This is a genomic window from Kocuria sp., assembly GCF_030536815.1.
Lineage (GTDB): Bacteria > Actinomycetota > Actinomycetes > Actinomycetales > Micrococcaceae > Kocuria > Kocuria gwangalliensis.
On record NZ_JAUNPE010000256.1, the window covers coordinates 1 to 2,365 of the forward strand.

1 protein-coding gene is annotated in these 2,365 nt (G+C 65.4%); it reads right to left on the bottom strand.

Translation table 11 applies throughout. The features are described from left to right. Nucleotides 1-539 precede the first annotated feature (539 nt). Nucleotides 540-1,805 carry a trypsin-like peptidase domain-containing protein gene (locus Q4E95_RS12895; protein WP_303383683.1) on the bottom strand — a complete coding sequence of 422 codons (1,266 nt, stop codon included), beginning with the start codon at nucleotides 1,803-1,805 and terminating at the stop codon, nucleotides 540-542. Between the last annotated feature and the right edge of the window lie 560 nt (nucleotides 1,806-2,365).

Below are 2,365 nucleotides of genomic sequence, written 5' to 3' on the forward strand. Positions count from 1 at the left end.
AACTTGAGTCTACTCTACTCAACTCTAGCGGGGAAGGGATTATTCCCTCCGGAGCTATGTCGGAGCGGTTACGAGAAGCAGCTCGCGGACCTTATGCGGCATTTTTCCCGGTCGCGGAGCTCGCTCTCCTAGGCCCGGGAGGTGCTCAGGCGGGCGTGCTCAGCGGGGGCCAACTGAAAGGGCTGATGTGGGAGGTGACTCTGGGCCACATCCCTTCGGGCCTCGGCCCGGGGCCCGAAAGGACGCGGCCGACGCCGAGCGCGTGTTGTTCGCCGAGCTACTGGGCGCGCGTTTCGTCCCGCGCTCGCGTGGGCCACACCCGGCACCGTCAGGTGGTCCGCGGGCAGTTCCTCCAACCCGAGCAGGGCTGCCTGCCCGCTCTGCCAGTGAGCGGGAGCTCGCGTCCGCGAACTCGATGGCGGCGACGAAATCGCCGGTCTTTCCGTCCGGCTTCCGTCCCCGGTGCGGTCCCAGCTGGTCAACGAGCGCGCCGCCCCTACCCCGCGCGGAGGTTGGTCACATGGGAGCTAGACACTCGATTAGCAGGGCCGGGGATCCTCCCGCTCCTGCACTTCGTTGATGAGCCAGATGCCCCGCTGCTCGTCCTGGACCATGGTGTAGTCGAGAGCAAGGATTGAGCATGTCTGGCCGTCTGGACCATCCGCAGCGTCCTGCGTCGTGCGCACCAACGTCCGCGCCGTCAGCGTGTCACCAGACCCCGAGACGTCAAGGACGGCCAATTCTTGCCAGTAGGTGGTGAGCAGGCCCTCCCGCCAGACCTCGACCCCCTCCATCTGCTCTTGCATGGAAGGGGTGAAGAGGCCGAAGGCGGCGTCGTACTGGCTTCTGTTAATGGCGTCGCCGTGCAGGGCCAGTGACTGCGCCACCGCTGCCGCGCTTTCGTGATCCGAGGCGACGGTCACGTCGAGAGGCACGTCCCCCGTGGGTTGGGGAACGCCCGGGACCACTGGACATTCCACCAATGGCACCGACTGCGGGGCGGTGGCCCAATCGTCGATTATGGACTGGGCAGTCTGGTAGGACAGCGCATAAGCAGTACCCTCTACGGGCGTGCCAGCCGAGCCCGCCACCCCTTTGGCGAACACCACACCAAGTACGTCCCCGTCGATCGTCACCAGCGGCCCACCGCTGTTGCCGGGGTTCACAGCCGCGTCGGTCTGGACATAGCGCGCGGTGTCGCTGAAGCCCTCGGGCCGGGCGTTGGGGCTACTCACCACACCCTGGACGCTGGTGAGCCCACCCCGGAGGGGATATCCGAGGACGGACACGTCCTGACCAAGACGAGGCGGCTCCTCGGCCCAGGAAAAGATGTGGCCCTCCACGGGCTCGGCGACCCGCAGCAGGGCCAGGTCCGCCTCCTCGCTGTAACCGATGATTTCCGCGGTGGCGGCGGCTTGACCGACCGTCACCGCGGCCGCATCCGCGACGACGTGGGCGTTGGTGACGATGAGCGTGTCACTCACAGGGAAGCCGCTGCCCAAGAGCCCGGGCCCGTCGCAGGTTCCCGTCGAGATTTTGACCACTCCCGTACTGACCTGTTCGAGGGTGTCCGTCCAGACGGCCGGCACCTCCGGCGGTACCGATGCCGATTGCGGAGGAGCCTGGGTGGGCGACTCCAGCGTTGGTTCGGTCGGGGTCGTCGGATCCAACTGAAGCGGCGCTGTCGTGGCCGGCGGGGTCTGCTCATCCCCGCCCCGATTCGGGTTGACCGTCACGCATCCCGACAGGGCGAGCGCCGAGGCTGCTGCCACGACCAGGAGTGTGGAGCGGGACTGAATAGCCATAATAGGATTCCCTCCGCCTGGCCGAGGCCGGCCCCCGCCGACAACGCTGCGGCCCTAAGCTGTGGACACCATGGTATGTCCTCGATGTGAAGCGGTCGAGACCTCACGTTTGTTGAAGAAGGACGCGCGCTTAGTGGCGTTCCCGATCCGAGGCATCGGTAGCGACAATGAGATCGAGTTCATCAACCGGGAGCTGTCCCGTTGATGCGAAGATCACCAAAAATAGGACCACCCCCACCTCAGACCTGCTGAACCTGGCCACAACGAGACGAGCACCGAGAACACAGCCCGCACAATCTGTACATCGCCAATTGGCCTTTCGAAGAAACCCAGCCGCACATTTTATGCAGGGTTCCCCGGGGACATGTTGGTATTGATGCACCCACCCCGGTTGCAGGGGTGAACGGCTCGACCGAGCGTACGGTGCGGGTCGAGCAGCTCGGGATACCGCTCCGGGACGAGATCGACGTGTTCCTCAGCGCCCGACCCCAGTCAACTGTGCCCCGCTAAGACACCACGGCGATCATCCGTCCTTTCGCCCTGACGTAGGAATTACGTTC

Coding starts and splice junctions, on each gene's coding strand:
- Q4E95_RS12895 (WP_303383683.1), bottom strand. CDS start 1,805: ATGGCTATTCAGTCCCGCTCCACACTCCTGGTCGTGGCAGCAGCCTCG.